The organism is Acinetobacter sp. GRABPA_MV_2 (assembly GCF_056725885.1).
Map to the genome: position 1 here is coordinate 1 of NZ_JBWZNA010000010.1, position 23567 is coordinate 23567.

The 23567-nt window shown below is 36.2% G+C and carries 22 protein-coding genes and 2 pseudogenes; 13 read left to right on the forward strand and 11 right to left on the reverse strand.

Annotated features, from left to right (window positions below; translation table 11 throughout):
• The 8 genes and pseudogenes from ACXM0J_RS10205 to ACXM0J_RS10240 form a co-directional block, all read left to right on the forward strand.
• Window positions 1-397, forward strand: a pseudogene (locus ACXM0J_RS10205) (TonB-dependent receptor); the annotation flags it as partial.
• A gap of 565 nt (window positions 398-962) precedes the next feature.
• Window positions 963-3110 carry a bifunctional mannitol-1-phosphate dehydrogenase/phosphatase gene (gene mtlD, locus ACXM0J_RS10210; RefSeq protein WP_213034376.1) on the forward strand — a complete coding sequence of 716 codons (2148 nt, stop codon included), beginning with the start codon at window positions 963-965 and terminating at the stop codon, window positions 3108-3110.
• 105 nt (window positions 3111-3215) lie between these two features.
• Window positions 3216-3842: a 2'-5' RNA ligase family protein gene (locus ACXM0J_RS10215; RefSeq protein WP_086264592.1), complete on the forward strand. Its 627-nt coding sequence runs from the start codon at window positions 3216-3218 to the stop codon at window positions 3840-3842.
• Window positions 3830-4348, forward strand: a complete 519-nt coding sequence (gene cobU, locus ACXM0J_RS10220) for a bifunctional adenosylcobinamide kinase/adenosylcobinamide-phosphate guanylyltransferase (RefSeq protein ID WP_086264593.1) — start codon at window positions 3830-3832, stop codon at window positions 4346-4348. The genes ACXM0J_RS10215 and cobU overlap by 13 nt, the downstream gene beginning before the upstream one ends.
• A 1-nt stretch (window position 4349) precedes the next feature.
• The gene (gene cobT, locus ACXM0J_RS10225; protein ID WP_086264594.1) at window positions 4350-5405 is read left to right on the forward strand and encodes a nicotinate-nucleotide--dimethylbenzimidazole phosphoribosyltransferase; all 1056 of its coding nucleotides are present in this window, start codon (window positions 4350-4352) and stop codon (window positions 5403-5405) included.
• Window positions 5398-5997, forward strand: a complete 600-nt coding sequence (locus ACXM0J_RS10230) for a histidine phosphatase family protein (protein ID WP_086264595.1) — start codon at window positions 5398-5400, stop codon at window positions 5995-5997. The genes cobT and ACXM0J_RS10230 overlap by 8 nt, the downstream gene beginning before the upstream one ends.
• Window positions 5998-6121: 124 nt before the next feature.
• Window positions 6122-7690 (forward strand): histidine phosphatase family protein, encoded by a 1569-nt coding sequence (locus ACXM0J_RS10235; RefSeq protein WP_479750482.1) that lies wholly within the window; start codon window positions 6122-6124, stop codon window positions 7688-7690.
• A gap of 106 nt (window positions 7691-7796) precedes the next feature.
• Window positions 7797-8540, forward strand: coding sequence for an adenosylcobinamide-GDP ribazoletransferase (locus tag ACXM0J_RS10240; RefSeq protein WP_086264597.1), 744 nt, complete (start codon window positions 7797-7799; stop codon window positions 8538-8540).
• Window positions 8541-8613: 73 nt separating this feature from the next.
• Here the strand turns inward: ACXM0J_RS10240 and ACXM0J_RS10245 are convergent, their stop codons facing one another.
• Window positions 8614-9723, reverse strand: a complete 1110-nt coding sequence (locus tag ACXM0J_RS10245; protein ID WP_081404725.1) for a 3-deoxy-7-phosphoheptulonate synthase — start codon at window positions 9721-9723, stop codon at window positions 8614-8616.
• Between the two features lie 96 nt (window positions 9724-9819).
• On the reverse strand, window positions 9820-10707 hold the full coding sequence (locus ACXM0J_RS10250; protein ID WP_086264598.1) for a sulfite exporter TauE/SafE family protein: 888 nt from the start codon (window positions 10705-10707) through the stop codon (window positions 9820-9822).
• 61 nt (window positions 10708-10768) lie between these two features.
• Between ACXM0J_RS10250 and ACXM0J_RS10255 the strand changes: the two are divergent.
• Window positions 10769-10883 (forward strand): annotated as a pseudogene (locus ACXM0J_RS10255) (hypothetical protein).
• Here ACXM0J_RS10255 and ACXM0J_RS10260 read toward each other — a convergent pair.
• The 4 genes from ACXM0J_RS10260 to ACXM0J_RS10275 form a co-directional block, all read right to left on the reverse strand.
• Window positions 10858-11139: a hypothetical protein gene (locus ACXM0J_RS10260; RefSeq protein WP_033849947.1), complete on the reverse strand. Its 282-nt coding sequence runs from the start codon at window positions 11137-11139 to the stop codon at window positions 10858-10860. The pseudogene ACXM0J_RS10255 and the gene ACXM0J_RS10260 sit on opposite strands and share 26 nt — an antisense overlap.
• Window positions 11136-12692, reverse strand: coding sequence for a PepSY-associated TM helix domain-containing protein (locus ACXM0J_RS10265; RefSeq protein WP_262470165.1), 1557 nt, complete (start codon window positions 12690-12692; stop codon window positions 11136-11138). The genes ACXM0J_RS10260 and ACXM0J_RS10265 overlap by 4 nt, the downstream gene beginning before the upstream one ends.
• Window positions 12685-12984, reverse strand: coding sequence for a hypothetical protein (locus tag ACXM0J_RS10270; protein WP_213034378.1), 300 nt, complete (start codon window positions 12982-12984; stop codon window positions 12685-12687). Before ACXM0J_RS10270 ends, ACXM0J_RS10265 begins: the two co-directional genes overlap by 8 nt.
• Window positions 12985-13050: 66 nt before the next feature.
• The gene (locus ACXM0J_RS10275) at window positions 13051-15210 is read right to left on the reverse strand and encodes a TonB-dependent siderophore receptor (RefSeq protein WP_086264599.1); all 2160 of its coding nucleotides are present in this window, start codon (window positions 15208-15210) and stop codon (window positions 13051-13053) included.
• 220 nt (window positions 15211-15430) lie between these two features.
• On the opposite strand from ACXM0J_RS10275, the gene lpxB reads away from it, so the two are divergent.
• Window positions 15431-16606, forward strand: a complete 1176-nt coding sequence (gene lpxB / locus ACXM0J_RS10280; protein ID WP_086264600.1) for a lipid-A-disaccharide synthase — start codon at window positions 15431-15433, stop codon at window positions 16604-16606.
• Between the two features lie 36 nt (window positions 16607-16642).
• Here lpxB and ACXM0J_RS10285 read toward each other — a convergent pair whose 3' ends face one another.
• A complete protein-coding gene (locus ACXM0J_RS10285) occupies window positions 16643-17512 on the reverse strand; it encodes a DUF2797 domain-containing protein (RefSeq protein WP_086264601.1) in 870 nt (289 codons plus the stop codon).
• Window positions 17513-17551: 39 nt separating this feature from the next.
• Here ACXM0J_RS10285 and ACXM0J_RS10290 point away from each other — a divergent pair, with 39 nt between their 5' ends.
• Both ACXM0J_RS10290 and ACXM0J_RS10295 read left to right on the forward strand, forming a co-directional pair.
• Window positions 17552-18013 carry a DUF6231 family protein gene (locus ACXM0J_RS10290; RefSeq protein WP_086264602.1) on the forward strand — a complete coding sequence of 154 codons (462 nt, stop codon included), beginning with the start codon at window positions 17552-17554 and terminating at the stop codon, window positions 18011-18013.
• A 99-nt stretch (window positions 18014-18112) separates the two neighbouring features.
• Complete coding sequence (locus ACXM0J_RS10295) at window positions 18113-18703, forward strand: YidB family protein (RefSeq protein WP_086264603.1); 591 nt, start codon at window positions 18113-18115, stop codon at window positions 18701-18703.
• Window positions 18704-18811: 108 nt separating this feature from the next.
• Here the strand turns inward: ACXM0J_RS10295 and ACXM0J_RS10300 are convergent, their stop codons facing one another.
• The 3 genes from ACXM0J_RS10300 to ACXM0J_RS10310 all read right to left on the reverse strand — a co-directional run bounded on the left by ACXM0J_RS10300 (window position 18812) and on the right by ACXM0J_RS10310 (window position 20874).
• Window positions 18812-19918, reverse strand: a complete 1107-nt coding sequence (locus tag ACXM0J_RS10300) for a porin (protein ID WP_086264604.1) — start codon at window positions 19916-19918, stop codon at window positions 18812-18814.
• Window positions 19919-20173: 255 nt separating this feature from the next.
• Window positions 20174-20587, reverse strand: coding sequence for an HIT family protein (locus ACXM0J_RS10305; protein WP_005069390.1), 414 nt, complete (start codon window positions 20585-20587; stop codon window positions 20174-20176).
• Between the two features lie 17 nt (window positions 20588-20604).
• Window positions 20605-20874, reverse strand: a complete 270-nt coding sequence (locus tag ACXM0J_RS10310) for a YARHG domain-containing protein (protein WP_063098761.1) — start codon at window positions 20872-20874, stop codon at window positions 20605-20607.
• Window positions 20875-21610: 736 nt separating this feature from the next.
• Between ACXM0J_RS10310 and ACXM0J_RS10315 the strand changes: the two genes are divergently transcribed.
• Window positions 21611-22078 carry a hypothetical protein gene (locus ACXM0J_RS10315; RefSeq protein ID WP_086264605.1) on the forward strand — a complete coding sequence of 156 codons (468 nt, stop codon included), beginning with the start codon at window positions 21611-21613 and terminating at the stop codon, window positions 22076-22078.
• Window positions 22079-22372: 294 nt separating this feature from the next.
• Here the strand turns inward: ACXM0J_RS10315 and ACXM0J_RS10320 are convergent, their stop codons facing one another.
• Entirely contained in the window at window positions 22373-23458 is a 1086-nt protein-coding gene (locus ACXM0J_RS10320) for an alpha/beta fold hydrolase (RefSeq protein WP_086264606.1), read from the reverse strand.
• Window positions 23459-23567: the final 109 nt, after the last annotated feature.

Below are 23567 nucleotides of genomic sequence, written 5' to 3' on the forward strand. Positions count from 1 at the left end.
AACACTTGGTTATACGCGAGGTCAATATAAAGATACGGTTGGTAAATGGAAAGAGTTGAATGCTTTTCAAGTCTCGCCAATCAAAGGTACGGTTTTTGCCGAGTGGAACAGTGATGAAGGATATGGTGCTCGTGTGCAAATGCTTGCTGTAAAAGGTACAAATGAAGCAGTAAAAGATGGCTCACTTTCAGCTGTAAAAATTAAAGGCTATAGCACGATGGATGTTTTGGCACATTTTTCAGCTTGGAGAGGACGTATAGATTTTGGTGTATATAATGTTTGGAATAGAGATTATCGAACTGTCTATAGTCAACAAGCAGAAAAAGTATATGGTCTTGTAGAAAGTATACCAGCTGAAGGACGTACTTACGGCCTCAGTTATACATTTAACTATTAATGTGAAGTGAGATAGGGAATATCTATAAATCATAGGTATTCCTTAATAAATTTAAAAAAATAATAAAATAAACTTGCATTATTAAATGCAAATGATTATCATTATCCATATTGAAAGTTGAGGGATATTCTAATAATTAAGTTTAACGTCTACTACTGTAATGCTGAGTTTTAGACGATTTAAAGTTATACCAGAGACTCCAATAACAATGATGTTGAAAAAGATGAGTTGATTTCTGGTATGTGAGCGCCTGCAGGACATTATAAAAATAGGCAGGTTCAACTAGCGGTAAATGGAACAAAGAAAAATAAACATGATCAGCGCAACAAAAAGAACTAATCAAAAGCAGTAGGCGAGGATGGCCTGCTGCTTTTGTAGTTAAAATTAATTTCACAGTTATTTATATATTTCAACTCTTTTAGTTATTTAACTCGCCACAGTCACAGATCAAATGTGTTTTTTGATTAAAAAATAACCACTAATGTTTCATTTATTAACATTCTGTCTTTTTAGCTATTTTTTTGTATACCCTGAATAAAACATGATCAAAAAAAGAGGTAAAAACGTGCTTATTTTTCATGGAAAACCTGTTCACGGAGCTATCTTCGATATGGATGGGACAATGTTTGATACTGAGCGCTTGCGGTTTCAAACATTGCAACAGGCATCTCAAGAACTCATTGGACAGGAATTTTCACACGAATATTTAATGCAATGTCTAGGTTTAAGTGCAACTACTGCAGAGCAATTAGCGCAACGTCTATATGGCGTAAATGTTCCATATAAAGAAATTCGAAAAAAAGCTGATGAGATGGAACTTGAATATATTCGAAAACACGGCGTGCCTATTAAAAAAGGTTTGGTTCAAGTTCTAGAGCGTTTGCGAAAATCTGGTTTAAGAATGGCTGTTGCGACTTCAAGCCGTAGGGCAATTGCAGAAGAATATTTAATTAATGCGAATGTTTATAAATTTTTTGATGTGATTACCTGTGGTGATGAAGTAGAACAAGGTAAACCGCATCCAGAAATCTTTTTAAAAGCTGCTAGTCAACTTCACTTGGACGCTAACCAATGTTTAATGTTTGAAGATTCTGAAAATGGTTTAACTTCAGCTCACACTTCAAAAGGTTTAACGATTTTATTAAAAGATATTAAAGAACCAAATGACGAAATGTTGGAAAAAGCACATTTTTATTATGAACAAATGTATGACTTATTGAATGACCTTGACCAATTTATTCCAGTTATGGATATGCCAGAGATACAGGAGCCTTTTCCACAAAGCTTGAATCAACTTACAGTTGGGATACATGGTTTCGGTGCGATTGGCGGTGGTTACATAGCGCAAATCTTGTCACATTGGGATGGATATACAAAACCAAAACGTATTATTGCATCAACACGAAATAGTCTTTTTCGCGAAGCCGTGAATGCATTTGGAACATATAGCATTCGCTATGGGCAATTTTCTTATGATGAGCGTATTGAGAATATGACCATTGTTGATTCTGAAAATGAACAACAAATGTTAGAGATGTATACTCATTCAAGCTTAATTGCACTTTGTTTACCTGAACAGGCCATCGAAGTTGAGGCAAAAATAATTGCAAAAGGGTTATATGCACGTTTTAACTCGCAACTTGAAACATGTATAGAACCGTTAACCTTTCTAATTATTTTAAATAAGGTTGGTGCGAAATATTTGGTTATGAAGCATCTTAAAGAAGCTCTCCTGGAGTTGACCAACGATGAAGATGTGACTGAGCATATTTTAAAAGAACATTACTTTTGCGACACCGTTGTAAACCGCATGGTTTCAAAACTATCTAATCAGAGTTTATATCGCCAACTTCGTATTAAGCATAATTTTCTTGAACAGCATTTAGAAGATGTGGAACACGACGAACAAATCGAAATTGAAGACTGTAATAAACTGACTCAAGATCAGCAAAATCAGGCTTCTTTATATGTCGATAACATGCGCCGTAATTTCCAGCCAGGACATATATTACAAAGCATGGACCTAATTCTGTTTCATAGCGAAACGGATATGCCAATTTATGTAGAAAAAGGCAGCCCTTTACTCGAAAAGTTGCGTCAAGTAGTTTTGGTGGGGCAGATTACTGACATTCAATTAATCAAAAATCGTCTATGGAACGGCGTACATGCCATGCTTGCTTGGTATGCATCTTTACTGGGTCATGATTCTATTGGTGTTGCCATGGGAGATCATTCAGTTAAAGCATTTGCAGAAAACTTAATTACAGAAGTGAAGCAGGGACTTGCAATCGTATTGCCTAATTATGCGAAGGATTTGGACCGCATGGCACAAAGCTTTCTAGACTCATGTGAATATGCTTTTAAAGATCCTTGTCAAAGAGTGGCAAGAGATCCACTTCGCAAATTAACTCATAATGAAAGAGTAATTGCATCAATTGGGGTGAATATCGCTCATGATTTACCTTATAAAAACCTTTTAAAAGGTGCTGCGCTAGGTTATGCCTATGCGATTCAATTTTTAGAAATTGAAGAGACTGATGCAATTAAACATTTACACGACCAAGTTCAAAAACTGGATATGAGTGCCGCTCAAAAAGGGCAACTTGAAGTTGAGTTAACACAATTAGTTCAATATTTATTTTCTGAACAAAGCAAACAGCCTTTAAACATGAAAATTACCAATTCAAAAAATACGAGTGCTCAACATGCCTAAATTCTTTTAAGTAATTAATGCTCTACAACTGAAAGGCAAACATGCTTTAATACAAAAATTGAATGATTTTGAATTAAAGTTGTGCTGATAAAACCCTCGAGGTTCATGGTGCCAACATCTATACGTGATTATCCTGAGTGGCACCTTGGGCGTCAAAATTACGCTTTATGGTATCTAGAAATTAATGATCGGAAATTAGTTCATTATCTAGATCAATTGCGTGCGCATTTTTCAGAATTCTTATTAGAACCCAATAACCGTCAATATCATGTCACATTATTTATATGTGGATTCTTAATTCATGAAACTAAAATTTATAGTGATGACTTTAGTTTTGGTGAATTTGAGCAGCAAAGAGAAATCTTAAGAAAAGAAGATTTTGCTCCGTTTCATTTAAAAATTGGTTCAGTAGATAGTTTTAGTAGTGCTTTATTTGTAGAAATACGAGACACCGAAAATATCTTATCTCAGATACGCCAAAAACTTAGCCTAGTTTCTAATGAAATTGCGGCTTTAGAGTATTGCCCGCACATTACATTGGGGTTGTATAAAAAAGACTATAGTAGTGATTTGATTTTACATAAAATTTCTCAATTACCTGTACAATACAAACAAGCTGAATTTGATCTTAAAGTCGAGCATTTAACATTTGGTTATTATCAAGCTCAAACTTTACAAGGTAAGTTATATCCATCTCAGCATTTGTTTTTAGGTGATTCATGTTGCAACTGATTTTGGGTGGAGCCCGTTCTGGCAAAAGCCGACTGGCTGAACAAACGGCAATAGATAGGCAATTAGCTGTCACTTATGTTGCAACGGCGCAAGCACTTGATCCTGAAATGCAAAGTCGAATAGCCCATCATCAAAAGCAGCGTCCTTCTCACTGGTCTTTGGTTGAAGAACCTTTATATTTAGCAAAAACTTTGCAAAATATTGATCGAACTAACCAAATTATTCTGGTGGACTGTTTAACACTTTGGCTAACCAATTTGTTACTTTTAGAAGATCAAAATGTTCAGCAATTTGAATGTGAGCAGCTATTAAAAGTTTTACCTATGCTTGAGTCAGAAATTATTTTAGTAAGTAATGAAACAGGACTTGGGGTTGTCCCACTCGGTGAGATTAGTCGTCGATTTGTCGATGAAGCAGGCAGGCTACATCAGAGTTTAGGGCAAATTGCAGATAAGGTTATGTTTTGTGTGGCTGGTTTTCCAATGATTTTAAAAGGTGAGAAATAAAATGAACTGGTGGTTAGAGACTGTACAGCAACCTGATTTGGACACAAAACAACAAGCTGAGCAACACCAGCTCCAACTTACAAAGCCTACTGGAGCTTTAGGTGATCTAGAACTCATAGCAGTCAAACTTGCTAGTTTGCAATCAAATGCACATCCGCAAGTTAGCCATCCATGGATTACAGTTTTTGCTGGCGATCATGGCGTGGTTGAAGAAAATATTTCTGCATATCCTCAAGCCGTTACCTGTCAAATGCTACAAAACTTCACGACTGGTGGTGCAGCAATTAGTGTACTTGCTAAATATCATCAAGCTCATTTGCAAGTGATTGATTGCGGTACCGTAGGTGAAGCATACGAATACACCGGAGTTGAACGTCATTGTATTCGTGCCGGCACTGCAAATTTTGCCAAACAAGCCGCAATGAATGCAGATGAATGTCGTGCTGCTTTAGAGTTAGGTAAAAACAGTGTAGACACGGCCAAATCTAAAGGTGCAGATATTTATATTGCGGGTGAAATGGGGATAGGAAATACCTGTTCTGCTTCTGCCTTAGCATGTCTTTTATTAAATGATACTGCCGAGCAATTAACTGGAGTTGGTACAGGAATTGGTGCCGATCAGTTAAGACATAAAATTGAAGTAATTGAAAAGGCAATTGAACTTCACCATAAACATGTTGTTGGTGATGTATTCAAAACACTATGTGCTGTAGGTGGTTTGGAAATTGCAGCAATTATCGGTGCTTACATTCGCTGTGCGCAGGTGGGCTTACCTATCATTGTCGATGGTTTTATTAGTTCGGTCGCTGCTTTATGCGCAGTACGAATGAATTCTAACGTGCGTGACTGGATGTTTTTTGGCCATCAATCGGCAGAATATGGACACCGACGTATTTTACAAGAACTCAATGCTGAGCCGATTTTAAAAATGAATTTGCGTTTAGGTGAAGGTAGTGGGGCTGGCGCTGCTTTGGCATTAGTTAAAATGGCATGTGTATTACACAACCAGATGGCTACATTTGCTCAAGCTGCTGTAAGCGGGGATAAAATTGGGTAAATTCAGAATTGATTTGCTCAGACATGGCGAAAGTCAGTATAGCCATACTTTACGTGGACATTTGGATGATGAGTTAACGGCAAAAGGTTGGCAGCAAATGCAGTCAACCATTGAGCAAGTTACAAATCAGTCATGGCATGTCATTATAAGTTCAACATTAAAACGTTGTGCTTGTTTTGCTGAGAAACTTGCAAAGACAACTCAGCTACCTTTACTTTTAAACCATGACTTAAAAGAAATGTATTTTGGTGAGTGGGAAGGTGTCTCAACTCAGCAAATTTATGAAACTTCACCAGAATTACTGGCAAATTTTTGGCAAAAACCGAGTCAATATTGTCCACCGCGTGCAGAAACATTAATGCAATTTCAAACAAGGGTGCTTAAAGGCTTTCAGGAACTACTTGTAGAGATGCAAAAACAAAACTGGCAACATGGATTGGTTGTTACCCACGGCGGTGTAATTAAGCTATTGACTTGTTTAGCTAAACAACAACCTCTAGATGACTTACTTAAAATGCCAGCAGAGCTTGGAAAATTATATTCACTCGAATTTTCTGAAACAGATGGTCAATTAAATTTTAAGTTAAGATAGTAGTTTTATATTTTTATATACTTGTAAGTTGTTATTTTTATGAAGATATTTAAGTCTATGTAATAGAACTGTCACTCCTAAAAACTAAGCTATTGGCATTTCTTATTAATTACTCATCTGACTTATGAATATTTTATTTAAAACAACTATGCTCGCCGCATCACTATTACTCATAGCGTGTAACAATAATGATGATCAAGAAGCTCAAACTGCACCATCTACAAACCAATCAAAATATTATCAAACGAAAACGCCTTACCAACCTCAACAAGAAATAAGAAACTATGAACAAGCACCGAATGGATTCCAGCCAGTTTTTACAGAGCTAGTGGCGCGTCACGGTTCAAGAGGCCTCTCAAGTCTGAAATATGATTTGGCACTTTATAATTTATGGAAACAGGCAAAATCAGAAAATGCCTTAACACCTTTAGGTGAGCAATTAGGTGCTGATTTAGAAGCCATGATGAAGGCAAATATCTTATTAGGTTATGGCGTGGAAGGGATCCGCCAGTACGGTTATGGAAACGAAACCATGACTGGTATCTTAGAACACCGTGGCATTGCAGATCGTTTATTACAACGCTTACCAACTCTTTTAAATTCTCAAGCCTCTATATTGGTACAAAGTTCTGGGGTGGATCGTGCGGTAGATAGTGCTAAATTTTTCACTGCTGAACTTATAAAACAACAACCGCAACTGAAAGATAAAATTTTTCCATTGTCTTATACCAATTTATCAAGTGAGAGCGTGGCGAGTGTTGAAGATGGCGGCGTAGATCGTTTCAAACTCTATTTTCATAGTTTGAATGCAGACGAAGACTTAGCTCAACCCCTGAGTGCTAGCCAACAAAAAATTTATGATGCTAGTCAGGCCTATCAAGATTTTGAAGAAAATAATAAAGATTTAGCACAAAAGTTAGATGAGTTATCAAAAAATACTGAGGCTGAAAAAACAGCTCAAACAGTGCTCAGTCCGATTTTTAAAGCAGACTTTATTAAAAAACTGGGTACAACAGGTTATAGCTTTAGCAATACCGGATCTTTCACGGTAACCTCACCTAAAGGTGAGCAAATTACAGAAAAAGGTAAGGGTAAAAACACAATTGCCAGCGCAGTTGATGCAGCAGCTTATATTTATGAACTCTATTCAATTTCTGGTGGTATGAAAGATGAGTTGAAAGGTATTAATTTTGATAAATATATGCCGTTAGATGCTGCGAAATTCTACGCTGAATTTAATGATGCAAACGATTTTTACGAAAAAGGTCCAAGTTTTACAGAGTCAAATAAAGTCACAAGTGAAATTGCCCAAGGACTCAAACAGGATCTGTTCCAACAAGTTGACGCTGTGGTGAATAAAGCTCAGCCTTACAAAGCAGTTTTACGGTTTGCCCATGCTGAAATTATTATTCCTTTGGCAACCAGCCTAGATTTGCATAATATGATGCAGCCGTTACCACTACGCCAGACTTATAATTACTCGACAAGTGCATGGCGTGGTGAAGTAGTTTCACCTATGGCGGCAAATGTACAGTGGGATATTTACCAAAATAGTCAAGGCTCTACTTTGGTAAAAATGCTTTATAACGAAAAAGAAACTTTGTTCAAATCTGCATGTAACTATGCACGCTACACACCAACCAGTTTTTACTATGACTACATCAAATTGAAACAGTGCTATCAAATGCAATAGATTTTCAGTTTTTTGAAGTCTTTAATGGGAATAGGGATTGCTATTCCCATTTTTATTTCTTCATAATTCAATTTGTTTTAGATATAGATCAGTTAGAGACTTGGATATGACACCTTTTTGGATAGCATTGCAATTTTTAACTGTTCTGCCTATTGAGTTAAAGACTATACCAACGGCGCAACAAAATGGTCGAGCTATTTTGTTTTATCCTCTAGTCGGTCTGATTATTGGCGGCATACTTTTTATTGTTGCCTGTCTTTTTGCCAAATTACCCGTTATTTTGCTTGCAACTATCATCATGACTTTATGGATTTGGCTAACAGGTGGGCTGCATTTAGATGGGCTAGCAGATACGGCCGATGCATGGATAGGTGGTTTTGGAGACAAACTACGTACTTTACAAATCATGAAGGATCCAAGTTGTGGCCCAATTGGAGTCCTCAGCTTAGTTATCATATGTTTGCTTAAACTCGCATTGGTTTATGTATTGATTGAACAGCATCAAACGTTATTTTTAGTCTTTGTTCCTATCCTTGGGCGTGTGGTGCCATCTATTTTATTCTTAACTACACCATATGTACGTGAAAAAGGTTTAGGGCGTTCTTTGACTGATCACTTACCTAAAACAGCCTCATGGATAATCACTGGGTTAGTTCTACTATTACCTTTCTATTGGGAGTTGCAAGGGCTTATTGCCATCATTAGTTTTTTAATAAGTCTCGTTTATTTAAGACATCTGTTTATAAAAAGAATTGGTGGTATTACGGGGGATACTGTTGGTGCAGCAATTGAGATTAGTGAAACCGTGCTGCTTTTTGCTTTTGTTTTGAGTTATTTTTATTTAGTTTAATTTTGAGATCCATCCAAAAATAAAAAAGCCCTCAAAAAAATGAGGGCTTAATTTTCAATCTTAAAAAGATGAATTAGCGGTTTGGTAAAACATCTTTTAAAGCTTCATGCATTTCAAGCAAGGTCTTTTCAGTAGTTTCCCAATCGATACAACCATCAGTTACTGATTTGCCATATTCTAAATCACAAAGATTATCCGGAATATCTTGGCGGCCGCCTTTCAGGTGACTCTCAACCATAATACCTACGATTGACTTATTACCATCTAAAATTTGTTCAGTAATATTTTTAAGAACAAGTGGTTGTAAGTACGGGTCTTTATTTGAATTAGCATGGCTCGCATCAATCATGATTTTGTTGCTCACTTTAGCTTTTGCTAAAGCATTTTCTGCTTCTGCAACCGAGCCTGCGTCATAGTTCGGTTTACCGTTACCACCACGTAATACAACGTGTGCATAAGGGTTACCATTTGTATTAATAATTGAAACTTGGCCGTCTTCATTTAGACCTAAGAAACTATGGCCATATTTAACAGATTGCATCGCATTGGTTGCAACAGTTAAACCACCATCTGTACCATTTTTAAAACCAACTGGTGATGATAAACCAGAAGACATTTCACGGTGAGTTTGGCTCTCTGTTGTACGTGCACCAATCGCAGACCATGAAATTAAGTCTTGGTAGTACTGTGGAGAGTTCGGGTCGAGTGCTTCAGTTGCACATGGCAAACCTTTTTCATTTAACTCAAGCAAGAGTTTACGGCCAATACGTAAACCTTTTTCGATATTAAATGAGTCATTCATATCAGGGTCATTGATTAGGCCTTTCCAACCAATAGTTGTACGTGGTTTTTCAAAATAAACGCGCATAACTAAATACAATGAATCTTTAACTTTTTCACTAAGTACTTTTAAGCGATCAGCATATTCGTGAGCAGCTTTGGGGTCGTGAATAGAGCAAGGACCAATAACGACAAACAAACGTTTATCTGAACCATCTAAAATATTACGGATAGTTTCGCGGCCTTTTAGAACAGTTTGCGAAGCAACGTCAGATAAAGGAAGTTCTGACTTAAGCTCAGCTGGTGTTACAAGAGTTTGAATGCTTTTAATATTAACGTCGTCGATATCTGGCTTTGAAACGGAATTTGAATGTGTAGTCATTGCTGTCACTGGTTCGATCATACTAAAGGTTGTTTTGTGTACTGAATATACCATGAAATAATTATGAAAATACTACATCTCATGGTATTTCAGATTGGAAAAATCCTATTGATTTTACTATCTTTCAGTCGAGTTGCCTGTTTTTTCGGCAACTACTGCTTGTTGTTGTACCACAGGTGCTTTCGGTTTTGCTTTGACTGGATGAACCATAAAGTTAACACCGAGGGCAAATAGGGTAATCCCTAGAATTTTTCGGATTAAACGTTCAGGCATACGAGAGCTAATTAATGTTCCAATAATAATTGCTGGAATCGAACCCACCAATAACCACATCAGAAGGGTAAAGTCGACGTTACCAGCACTCATGTGTCCAAGGCCAGCCACTAAGGTAAGTAATACCGCATGTACAACATCCGACCCGATAATTCGGATCATTGGCAAGTTCGGGAACATAATCACAAGTGCCATGATCCCAAATGCACCCGCACCAACTGATGAAAGAGTTACGAATACACCTAAAATGATGCCCATAATCACGATAAGGCTACGTTTTTTATGGATTGCTAACTGCTCATTTTCAGTTTGGGTAACTTCTTTAGATCTGAATTTATTAAAGAACTTCTCAATGCGCGTACGGAAAATGATGGAAACACCAGTTAAGGTCAACATAAAGCCTAATACCATGGTTAATACAGCTTTATAGTGTGTTGACTGACTTAAATAATGCTCAAGTACCCATGAGGTGCCGAAAGATGCGGGAATACTACCTACAGCCAACCATAAAACAATTGGCCAAACAATATTGAGCTTTCTTGCGTGAACCATTGATCCACAAAATTTTGAGATTGCAGCATAAAGTAAATCGGTACCAATCGCGATATGAGGTTCAATTCTAAAAAGACCAATTAAAATTGGTGTCATTAATGATCCACCACCAACTCCTGTAATCCCTACACAGAAACCAACTAACATACCCGCTAAGATAAATTCAAAAGCACCAGACATCTTTATCGCCACTTATCACGAAACGCAGATATCTTATTCCTTTTAGAGATAAACAGTTGTCATGAATAATGATTTACTTATGCAAAAAACAGCTAAGCAACGAAAATTTTGCTTAGCTTGTACTATTTTTCATCATTTTTAAGAAAATGATTATTTTGATGACTTTAGTGGATTAATTAAAAGTATAAGAAGAAAAGTTAATGGCGTTGCAAAGATCCACCAACTGACAAAACCAATTGAAAATTTATATTGTTGAATAAGAATAAATGCACACAAACCAAATAATATAAATGCAGCTATTTTGAAGTGCCGGTAATACTTTTGAGCTAACGATTTGAAATGACCTGTCGATTTCGGCGATCGATATTTTTCGCTCGCCATAAATAACAAGTACATACCTAATAAAATTAAGATGAACGCTATAAGAATCATGAGCTCACCTCAGTATTTAGTTTATTCAGCTTTTTTTGAATTTTTGCGACAGCTTGATGCTGGATAGGTTGAATTTTGCAGAATATAAAAATGGCTAAAGTTGCAAAGACCCACAAAAATACATCTACACGTGCAAACGTCCAATAATCACTGATGTTTTGCACATAATCATGTTTAAGTAAATAACTTAGATTTAAGATTGGAAGTGTAATACATAGCATAATAAAAACGCTAAGTTGAGTTCGCCACAAATGCTGTTTTTTAGTGATTAATGCAATGATTAAGCTGATTAGCCAAACGAAGAAAAAACTATAAATTTCATAATTGATTGTGCTTGAAGTGATTGTAAATAATCGATTAGCGCTTAAGTAGGCGACAGTTGCACAAGGCAATCCTACAAATGCTGCAACATTTAAACGGTCAACTAAATAGTGCCCGAAATGAAACTGACTATTCTTATTTTGAATTTGTCGTTTAAGACTCCACAGTAACAAACCAGAGGCAATCATTACACAGCCAAGAATGCCAGAGAAAAAGAATCCTAAACGAAGTACAGGCTGAGCAAATGTTGCCATGTGCAGGCCATAGACACCTGCATTTAATGTTGCAATAGGGCTATTATTACGTGTGTCTTCTAAGACTTTGCCAGTTGATGCATTTAATGTAATTTGAGGCTGATTTCGAGTAATAGTGCGGTCTTCTTTTTGAATAAATGTAATTTGAGCTTGGTTCGTATTTGGATTTTTCACACTCATTGTTGATAAAGGTTGTTTGCCCCAACTTTGTTGAACCTGGCTCAGCAGCTTCTCAATAGCTAAGTTTTGGGCAGGTTGAATCGATTGATTCTCAAGCATAGTCTTTGTGCGGATTTCGGTAAAATATTGATACGGGTTTTCAGGGTAAAGCTTTTGCATTCCCCAAGGCAGATATAAATAAAAGAAAATAGCTAAGCCTGTAAATGTAATGGTTAAAAAGAAGGGCAGAGCAACGACTGAAGAAATATTATGAAAGTCTAACCATGAACGCTGAGACTTAAATGTACGTAAAGTAAAAAAGTCGGTGAATATTTTTTTATGGGTAATAATGCCTGAAATCAAAGCAATCAGCATAATAAATGCGGCAAGACACACGACTAATCGCCCAACTATTATTGGAATTCCAAAAAGTTGGTAATGGAAGCGGTAAAAAAAATCGCCGCCTAAGGTCGCCGAAAGTTGAAGCTCTTTTCCCGTGTTAGCATCAAGTGTGGCATTGCCATAACCACCGTCAGCTTTTTCCCAATACATGGTGTTGACCGGACTTTCTGGTGTTGCAACAGTTAAATACCAAGATTTGGCGTCTGGAGCGTTTTCTTGTAAATATTGATATGCTGTTTTAATGGCAATATCTTGCTTTACTTCATATTGCGCAAGCGCCGGTTGCATCCATAAATTAATTTCATGGCGGTAGTAGGACAAACTTCCCATTAAGAAAATTGCAAACACAAGCCATCCAAAAATTAAGCCAGTCCATGAGTGTAGCCATGCCATAGATTGACGTATACCTTTATGCATAACCTACCGTCCGTGTCACAATAAAGAAAAGGGCTAATAGCGCGATTGATAGAATGGTCAGTCGCAATAATGATTGAATGCAGAATCCAACAATCACAAAGGCTACGTAAAATAAAATCGCTATAAATGCTGAAAGATAGATAGCCTCAGCTTTGTCCAGATTCAAAAGGAAAATTCCAGTGAGTCCAAGACTTAAATACGTCATACAGGCAAAGCCCATACCGAAAACTAGCAAGAAACGATAGAAAACTTTTATACGATATGACACTGGGATATTTACAGTTTTGGACATCTTCACTGACACATACACAAAGAATAATAAGTAAAGCCAATCCCTAAATTGAGATTGGCTACAGTATTAATATTTAAATTTTACAGCAACTGTATAGTTGGCTGGAGCTCCATAAAAAGCTTGCCCATCGGGGAAACTATTTAAATATTTCTTGTCAAAAATATTATTACCATTTGCTTGAAGCGTAATATGATCATTGACTTCATAGCTTGCCATTAAATTAACTAAAGCATATGCATCTTGTTTGATCGTACTGTTTACATTTGAATCATATAACTTTATCCCATCTTGCCATTGTAAACCTGCACCAACTTTCAGCTTAGGTAAAGCTGGTAGAGTGTAGGTGGTTAGCAAGTTAAGTGTTTGGTTTGGATTGTAAGTTCTTGCCTCGCCACCATTTTTGGTATCTTTAATACTAAATTGAGCATAGCCGAAAGAAAGATTCACATTATCTGTGATTTGACCAGATAGACCGACTTCTACACCTTGTGACTCTAAATCACTCGTTGGTACTTTTCGATTAAGTGGATTTCCATCTGAGCTGCGTAGAGGGTAATTATTTTGTTCAGTTTTAAATACTGAAAGTGTTCCTGTTAAACGGTCATCTAGCCATGAGCTTTTTACGCCCATTTCATAGCTTTTACCATCAATAGGTTTTAAAGCTTGATTGGTATTTTTATCAATACCAGTTTGAGGCCGGAAAATTGAGGTGTAACTCATATAACCTGTATATTCAGGTGTAAAGTTATAGGTTAGTCCAACATATGGTGAGACTTTACTTTCACTATATGACATTGGAGAACCATAACTTTCACCTTTACTTTCAGCCTGTACATAGTTTGCACCAAGTAAAAGTTTTAAATCTTCATTAAGATGTAAGCGCGTCGCAGCATAGATGGAGTTAATATTCTGTTTATAGTTTGCAGCTTCTGTAAAATCTGACCAAGTTATAGATTGCGGTGTCCAGCTTGCCCAATTTGTCGTGAGCTGGCGTAAATATCCTTGAGAGTAATCATTCAAAATATTAGCATCGTTAATAAAACCTGAAGATTGTTTATCTTGCTGATGGTTACGTACGTAGCTGTAGCCTAAAGTTGCCTCATGTTCTTGGTTAAAAAGCTTATAGCTCCCTTCAAGATTAAAATCGACAGCATGTTTTTCTTGATGTTCTTGTCCTCCCCAAGCTGTTAAAGCAACATCAGAACCATCAGCTTTGGGATATCCATAATAATAAAGAAGACGACTATTATGCTTGGTATCAAGATAGTTATAAGTCAGTTTAGCCGTCCATAGGTCATTAATTTTTTGTTTTAATTCAACAAAAGCATTTTGTGTCTCATTATCCCAGTGCGCCCAGTCAGGGTTTGGATTATATGAGCGATCATATGAAATCTGCTTACCATTGGCATCTAACAAAGGTAGCGAACCCCAGTTGTTTGCATTGGGGTTATTTTGTTCTTGGCTATAACCTGCTGTAAGTAAAGTGCTATCTGTCAAATCAGCTTCAATAATACCTGCGAAACCATTTTTCTCAGAAGAATACCGATCAAGGTAAGAATCACCAGTTTGTTCATAGCCCATAATACGGCCACGTACTTTTCCACTTGGTATAATCGCACCAGAAACATCAGCTTCATAACGCTGCGTATCCCAAGAGCCATAACTTAGGCCGCCACTTGCTTGGAATTCTTGGGTTGGACGTTTTCGAATATTATTGATGGTTGCACTCGGATCGCCAAAGGCATTAGTTAAAGAGTCAGCTCCTTTAACCACTTCTACACGATCATAAAAGTAAGTATCAGGATTCGTATTGTTATAGTTATAACCTGAGAGGGGAAAGCCTACGCCGTCAGTTAAAATATTTGAAATCTCAAAGCCACGAGCCATATAAGTAGTTCGCTCGGTTTCTTGACTAGAGACGGTTACACCAGGGGTGTTTTTTAAAACATCGCGAGTACTGGTAAGTCCGAAATCTTCTATTTGCTGACGAGTAACGACATTAATGGTTTGAGGAGTTTCTTTAGCCTCAATATTAAGCTTGGTTGCGCTACTCGAATTTTTAACATTATATGCTTTGGTTTGTTCAGAAGCCTGCTCAGCATTTGATGCTTTAACTTGAATCGTCTGTAAAGCTTGTACCTCTGAGTCTTGAGCATAAGAGAGGTTTGCATAACAAATCGCGCAGGCGATTACGGTAAGCTTAAATGGTCGAGGTGGGATATTCATAAGATTAAAGATAATGTAAATAATTCTCATTTATTTTATTGTTTGTAAATGTAAGCTACAATTCAAATTGCATTGTTAATTTAGATTAAAATATGGTGAATGAGTGTAATTTTAGATAGCTTGTGCTGTGGCTGCTCTTGGTAAGTACAAATAGATCAAGTTCAAGATTGGGAAACCTCTATGCTAGAATGCATTATTTCAAATTCTTGGGTAAATCGCCTTGGCAAACCGAAAACTTAAAATAGGCATTGTAGTTGGGGAAGTTTCTGGAGATACGCTTGGTGTTAAGCTTATGCGTAGTTTCCGTGAACAGGGAATCGATGCCGAATTTGAGGGAATCGGTGGTCCTCAAATGATTGCTGAAGGTTTTAACAGTTATTACCCAATGGAAACTCTATCTGTGATGGGGATTGTTGAGGTCTTAAAAGACTTAAAAAAACTATTCGCTGTACGTGATGGTTTAATTAACCAATGGACTCAACATCCGGTTGATATTTTTATTGGTATTGATGCGCCAGACTTTAACCTCAGACTTTCTAAAAGTATTAAAGAAAAGAATCTTCCTATAAAAACTGTTCAATATGTGAGCCCATCGGTTTGGGCATGGCGTCAAGGGCGAGTACATGGCATCAAACAAAGTATAGATTTAGTACTTTGCTTATTTCCTTTTGAAAAAGTCTTCTATGAACGATATGAAGTTCCAGCAGCATTTGTAGGCCACCCATTAGCTAAAAAATTGCCACTTGAGAACCCAATTCAAATTGCCAAACAAGAATTGGGTATTGATGAAAATCAGAAGCATATTGCCTTATTGCCTGGTAGCCGCAAAGGTGAAGTAGAGCGACTTCTTCCTATGCTGTTGGGAGCTGCCAATATTTTGCATACCAAATATCCTGACATTCAATTTTTAATTCCGGCAATTAATGATGCTCGTAAACAACAGATTGAGCAGGGTGTTGAACAATTAGCGCCGCAGTTAAAAGTAAAAATTCATATTTTAGAAAATACTGATAGTGAATCAAAAATTGGTCGTATGGTCATGAATGCAAGTGATATCATTGCTTTAGCTTCTGGGACTGCAACATTAGAAGCAATGCTGATGCATCGACCGATGGTCACTTTCTATAAATTGCACTGGTTAACTTATTTAATTGCTAAATTCTTGGTGAAAATTCCTTATTATTCTTTGCCTAATATTATTGCGGGTAAAAAAGTGATTGAGGAGCTGATTCAAGCTGATGCAACACCTGAAAATTTAGCAGCTGAAATAGAAAAACTGATGAATATAGAAACCGCTCAAATTCAAGTGATGCAACATTTAACTATGCATAAACAGCTTATTTCTGGAAATACAGAAGACCCAGTTCAAGCAATCCTAAAAGTACTTGAAAAGTAAAAAAAGCCCCATTTTTTTGGGGCTTTTTAAATCTACTTAAGCACGTACAATCAGCTCGTAACCAGTATATTTACGAATGTTGATAACACCAATATCAAAAATTAGATATTGACCTTTAATACCTTGTAATACACCGCGAATTTTCGGTGTTTTATCGAGGTTTAGAGATTTAATTTTTTCAGGATATTGTTCAACTGGATAAACAAACTCACGTGGCAATTCACTTTCTAATAGCTCAACCGTTTCGTTAAATTCAAGGTTTTGACTAAATTCTTCACGAATAGATTGAATTTTAGGTGCAAACTCTTCAATTAACTGATCACGCTGTTCAACCATATTTAAAGGTTCAGCTTCACCCTTGAGGAGTTTGCGCCAGTCAGTTTTATCAGCAATTAAAGAACCAAACATAGTTTCAAGCTGACCAGATAAACGGCGTGATCCAACTTTTAAAATAGGTAAGGCTTGAGTTGCACCTTGATCTAACCAACGACCTGGCATATGGCTAACACGAGTAATACCCACTTTTAAAGCACTTGAATTTGCCAAATATACAATATGTGGTTGGAAACAAACGCTATGGGCAAAGTCATCTTCACGACACGTACCTAAATGATAGTGACATGTTTCAGGTTTCATAATGCAAAGGTCACATTCTGCTTTGGTTTTAAAACATTTAAAGCAGTGACCTTGAGAATAAGACTTGGGTGTTTTAGCGCCACAAGAGGTGCAATAAATATTACCTGTCCATTCGATTTCTAGTTCTTGTCCTAAATTAAAAGGAAGATCAATTTCTGAACGGTCTAATACAAATTTGTATTCAACATTTGCCTTGGTTGTCTGTTGATCAGTTACACTAGCATCTTTTAGGCCTGCATGCATTTTATGGCAAATGCCTTGTAGTTCCATAAAGTTTAAACTCACATCTTTCAATTAAGGGTTGCAGTTATGGCTGAACAAAATGTCATCACTTCTATGCTAGACGATTTATCAAATGAACAGCCCATTCATACTGCACTTTGTATTGGCCAGAAAATTGACCAGAATAACGCAATTCAATGGCATTATTTTAACGTAACTGAGCTTTTAAGTCTGCCTTTTACTCAGCGTTATGATTTAGGTTTTGTACTGTTTGATACTGATGAAATGCAGAACATCAGCGATGTGCAAAAATCACAATTATTAGTAAAGCTAAGAGATTTATTAGCAAAACGAATTGTCGTCGTGAGCAAGCGCAGTGATGAGCAGCTTTTGCGTTCTTTAGGTTTTACGCAACTGATTGATAAGACATCACATGATAGTGATTTCGCCTTATGGCAATTTAACATATTGACCTATAAACATGTACCAGATTGGTTTAATTCAAAGTTCTGGGCAAACCCGGAAAACTGGAATAAATTCCGCTGGTAAAAGAGCCCTAAATCTCTTTCAAAATTTAACAATTTGGCTTTTGCTGTCTTAACAAGAATCCGCGTATGCTCATGTATAAACCATACATAAGAGTTACTCATGACAAATTTAAGCAACATTGTAGAAGTTTTGGCTAAACAGGCTTTAGGTGGAAATCAGCAAGCATCAGGTCAAGGCGGTTTAGGTGGAATTTTAGGTTCAGTACTAGGACAAATGGGGAGTAATACTTCTTCTGGCGCTCAAGGTGGCCTTGGAGGAGTATTAGGTTCTGTATTAGGGCAAGTGACTGGTAATAACAGTACACCTCAAGCAGGTGGCGGCGTACAAAGTTTATTGATTGCAGTTGTGCCTTTAATTTTGGGCTGGGTACAGCAACAAGGCGGTTTGCAGGCTGCTTTGGAAAAGCTAAAAGGTGCTGGTTTAGGTAGCCAAGTTCAAAGTTGGGTTGACCCAAATCAAACTAATAGCGAAGTTCCAACTCAACAATTGCAGAGTTTATTTAATCCCGCCGACATCGAGCAAGTTGCTGCTCAAGCTCAAGCGCCAAAAGAACAAGTTTATGGTGCAATTGCTTCCGTTTTACCTCAAGTCATTGACTCGTTAACACCTCAAGGTGATAGTACTGACCATCAAGAAGCCAACCAAGATATTCAAAATGTCATGAATCTTGTAAGTGGTTTTTTAAAATAAGATATAAATCTACAAAAGCCGATAAGTTTTATATCGGCTTTTTTACTCACGACAAAAAATAAAAGGGCATAAGCCCTTTTATTTTAGATCTGAATCAAACATAACTGATTAGAAGTTATATTCGATACCCGTACCTACAACAGTTTGTTTGTCGTCGTCGTTCAACCAGTCACGTTTTTGTTGAGCAACGATACCGTAGAAGCGAGCTTGTTTGTTGATTTGGTAATCAAGACCTAAACCGTACAAGTCAATTTTACGATCTGCCTGACCACTTACTTGTGTTTCAGCAGAAGCATATTCTGCTTTTACTTTAAGTTTAGTATTTGGAATTTTATAAGCAGCTGTTACTGCGTATGCTTCTTCTTCTAAACCACGGTAAGCTTTACCAGCTTTATCGATTGAACCGTCTGATTTATATGATTGACCATATGCAGTTAAGTCATCAGTAGGTTCAGCATGTTGCCATAAAGCACCTACCACAAAACCAGATTTTGCAATGTCATAAGAACCAGTTACACGGTAAGCATCTGTATAGACATCTTTTAGACCGTAAGCTGTATATTTACCTTTAATACCAAAGTCACCAGCAGCAGCAATTGCTAAACCGATATCTTTGTTTTCGTAACCAAGTGAAGTTGATACAGAGTCAAAGCTATCATTTTTGCTGTCTTTACCAGTTTCACCTTGTTTGCTATCAGAGGTGCTTTCGCCAGTTTGAGCCATGATATTGAATGTTAAACCAGCTAATAATTTAGGGTCTAATTCAAAACCGATTACGTTATCTAAACGGTTTTCACCGTACATGATATTAGTAATATCTAAACGTGTATCGTCATTAAAGATGTCTTGGTTACCACCAGCAGCAGTTTTGAAGTAAGAATCATATTTACCTACTTTCAACGTACCAACACCATCAGTTTTTAAACCGATAAAACGGTTACGAGCACTAAGGTCAGTATCAGAACCTGAACCATCAGTAGAAATTGCCCATTCAGCTAAATAAACAGCAGATAATTTGTCAGTTAATTTCTCTTCGCCTTTTACCCCAATACGAGAAGAGTTTGAGTTAATTTCGGTAACGTCACTTTTTCCATCGAAATTTTTATTATCAACTTGGTTAATAGAAACATTTAGTTTGCCATACAAAGTTGGCGCTGCTTGCACCGCGTTTATGCTCAAAGTTGCAACTGCGGCAGCGAGTAGCAATTTCTTCATTGAGATTTCTCCAAAAGTATTTAAAAATGGCGTATGCCTAGCTAACTATTTATTTTGTAGTTGACTGATGTACAAAAAGTTACAAAAGCTCACCAACTTGCTATGCAGTATCGACAAATTTTGTGACAGAGAAGTGAAGAATAAATGACAGTTTTATGACGTTTAAAATTTAGAAATAAATTAGTTATTTTTATTGTTTGATAGTTTTTAGACGAAAAAAAGCGGAGTCTAAACTCCGCTTTAACCATTTAAAAATCAAAGAGCTGCTTTAATTTTTTCAGCTAATTCTTTAATTTTTTCTTGATCTCCTAATTCAACAGCATGGCGTCCAAGATGATGCACATTTGTTGGAATTAGGTGAAAATGAACATGTGGAACAGTTTGTCCTGCTGCTGCTCCAGAAAGTTGCATCAATACAATACCTTCCAAATTGAGCGCTTTTTCCATTGCCTTAGCAATTTTCTGAACAATTTGTATGGTATATGCAGCTGCTTCAGCAGGTAAGTCTAGCAGTGTTACAGCAGGCGTTTTTGGAATAACTAATGTATGACCATCGGCTTGAGGCATAATATCCATAAAAGCTAGAACTTGATCATCTTCATATACTTTTATCGCTGGAAGTTCTCCACGTAAAATTTTTGCGAAGATATTTTGATCATCATATGCCATGTATTATTCCTTTAAAATCATTTACATTTCAATTCTTTTTGACGTTCTTTAATCGCGTCTAGACGTTGTTGCTCTTTGTCAGAAAACTTTGGTTTTGTCGTATGACAGTTTTCATTACCATATTTTTCTTTTGCATCAGGATCTTTAAAACAAAAGCCTTTTGATGCATAAATCAAATTGTAATCGTCTTGCAATTTCTGACATTCTTGCTCAGGTGTTGCAGCTTGTACACCTACACTAGCAATGCTTACCATGCCAGTAAAGACTGCAACCATAAATTTATTCATGAGCTTTTCCTCAGTTAAAGGTATGAACCTGTACTCAATATACGGTTTATTACCAATATTTCAATGACTATTAATTACTCAAGTGTCATTTTGGTTTAGAATTTGTTCAGAGGATGAATAAAGTTATTAAATATCAATAATTTAAAAATATTAAATAAAACATAAGCTTAAGTGGTTATTTATATATTTTTCAATAATCTGATTCTTATCTAGCCCCTTATGACTCACAGTGTTGGCCTATATAAAATACTTGTGTTTTGTTGTAATGATCTAAAATTTGATGGAAAGGCTCAGGATTTTGTTTACTGCATAGAAGCCTTTTAGCATGCAATTTGGACAATGAAAAAAACCAGTTATTAATAACATTATCAAAAGTATGAAATGTGATAATTATTATGTTTTAAATGAAAGATGTATTGATTTTACATATTTTAGCTTCTATTATAGTGTCCTTAATTGCTGCGTTTGATAGTTTTTGTTTTTATAGCCTATTTCTCAAAATGAAATGGGCTTTTTTTTATTTAAAGTTATTTCTAATCATGAAAAATAAGCGGTTTGGAATGATATAAATCTTACACTATATTTTATTTTTGTGATAGACTTGACATAGCACTTTCACAATTGATCTGGTAGTTACTTTCTAGCCTTATAACCTTACATATAGTAATAGTATATCCATCATACTTTCTTAAAGGACTTAGTCATTCATTCAGACTAAATACTAAAGGAATAGAGGATGCCACAATTTTTAATTATTGCTGAAAAAGTTTATAAAAAGTTTGAAGAGGAAAAGCATTCTACTGATAATATTATTGAGCATTTGAATGGCTTAGTTAGTATTATCCGACAAGAAATAAGAGGTACGCCGTATCAACTAAAATATAATTTTATTGATTTTGAAGAATGTCTAAATAAGCCTGCAAAAGAATGTAGAGTTAAACTCGATATCAGCTTAATGCCAACCTATAAGAATAAAGGAGAATACATTATGTGGTTGGCTGGTTTTATCGAAAAAATTACTTTAGGGGGAAGGGAAAAGTTTCCACCACTTACAAATAGTTTATTGCCAAGTTGTATAGTTACCAATCCTTATGTAACAAAAATGGAGCAGGCAAAAGCTTCTTCTGAAAGAAGTGCACAAATGATTGTAAATTACTTTAAATCATCCGATTATGAAAAAATTAATAAAGTTTCTACATCTTAAAAAATAATAACTTTGAAGTGCTTAAGATGCTTTTTATATAAAAAGATTTGAATGATAAATGACATGATTTAATAGAATAGTTGAGTACTCTTAGTAAATATATTTCATTGACTTATATTTTATAAACCGCCCATTTGAACGGTTTTTTTATATTTAAATTAAGTACTTTTAAACTATTAAGACAAGCCAGTAAGTAGTTATGAAAATAATAGTATTATTGGTCAATGCGCAGCTATACGGTCTCAATCACTCCTAAACCAGTAAATGCAACGAATTGAATCATAACTTTTATTATTAAATTTGCGTTGAACGTTCGGATAGCCATTTTGCCAGTTGGGGCCAAAACTCCAGAGCACTTGCCTGACTCGACATGAGGCCCAAATGTCCGCCAGGAATAAGAGTAAACGTAACGTCTTTGCTACTAGTTAATTGGCTTAATGGGTGAGCAGCATCAGCAGTTACTAACTGATCACTACGACCCGCGCCAACTAACAGAGAACAATTGATATTTTTTAATTCTATTTTTTTATCTTTTAACTGGATAAAGCCGTGCTTCAATGGATTTTGCAACCAAACATTGAACAACATGTCGTGATTAATTCCGCCCGGGTAATCAATCATATTATTTAAAAAGTTACTTAGAGTGGCATGCTCTTGCACAAATTGTAGGTCATCAAGATTCTTTAGTAGTTGAATATGTCCATCAAACCAGCCTTTAGGATCAAGAATTTTGAAACCTAAAGAGTTTAAAATTCCAGGACTATGAATCAAACGTTTTGGTAGTCCAGAGTAAATACGGTCTTGAATTTTTTTATTGCGACCAATCGCGTTGTTTATGGCTCGGTAGAGTTTTCCAATATAACCAGAAGCATAACTATCTATTGGACTACCAAGTACGATAAGGTTTTTAACATAATTGGGTTGATTTAAAGCGGTATATAAGGTGACAAATATGCCAGCCATACTCCAGCCATGAAGCGAGATTTGTTCACTTCCTGAATGTGTTCGGACAAGTTGTATTGCTTGAGGAATAAACCCTTCAATAAATGATAAAAAATTAAGATGTCTATCTTTAAAATTTAAGCGGCCCCAATCCACAAGATATACGTCAAAACCTGCATTTTGGAAGTATTTAATAAGAGAGCGATATGGATATAAATCATATATCGCCATATTAATAGCGAGTGGTGCAACAAATACTAACGGTTCTTTAAATTGTTTTTGAGTAGCTGCGTAATAACGAATACGAGTTTGATTGAATTCACCAATCACTTCATAAGGAGTGCTTTGTGACAAAACCAATGTTTTTGGGCGAAATAGTCGGGTAGAGAGGTGCTTGATTTGACTTTGTTCAGAGACAATGGACTTTAAGCGTTTCATCTTTCTTTTACCAACTATTTTCTAAAGTTGAATAAAGTCTAAGCGATAATTTTAAGGTTTACCTTGACCTTAAATACCCTAGACACTCAAAATGATGATAGTTTTTTTA